The organism is Limimaricola sp. G21655-S1 (assembly GCF_027213785.1).
Lineage (GTDB): Bacteria > Pseudomonadota > Alphaproteobacteria > Rhodobacterales > Rhodobacteraceae > Limimaricola.
Genome location: NZ_JAPWGO010000244.1, coordinates 1 through 269, shown reverse-complemented (window position 1 = coordinate 269; position 269 = coordinate 1). Strand labels below are relative to the sequence as shown.

At 59.5% G+C, this 269-nt stretch carries 1 protein-coding gene; it reads right to left on the bottom strand.

All coding sequences use genetic code 11. The features are described 5' to 3' along the window. On the bottom strand, positions 1-269 hold a 269-nt coding region (locus O4G76_RS20630; protein ID WP_269398992.1), incomplete at both ends, for a phage tail tape measure protein.

Below are 269 nucleotides of genomic sequence, written 5' to 3'. Positions count from 1 at the left end.
GCCGCCGACCAGGCCGATCACGCCCTTGATCAGGCCGGGGTGCTCCTTGGCCCAGTCGCCGAAGGCTTTGATACCTGGCTTCAGCTCCTGCAGCATCTCGGTCAAAGTCGGAAGCAAGGCGTTACCGATGGTGATGCCAATGTCGGTCATGCCGATCTTGAACGCCTTGAACTGCTCGGTTGCCGTCTCCATGCGCTTCTTGTAGTCGGCTCCCAGCAGGTCTTTTTCGCTGGCGTCCTTGGCCCCCTTCTGGATGTCCTTCATCTCTT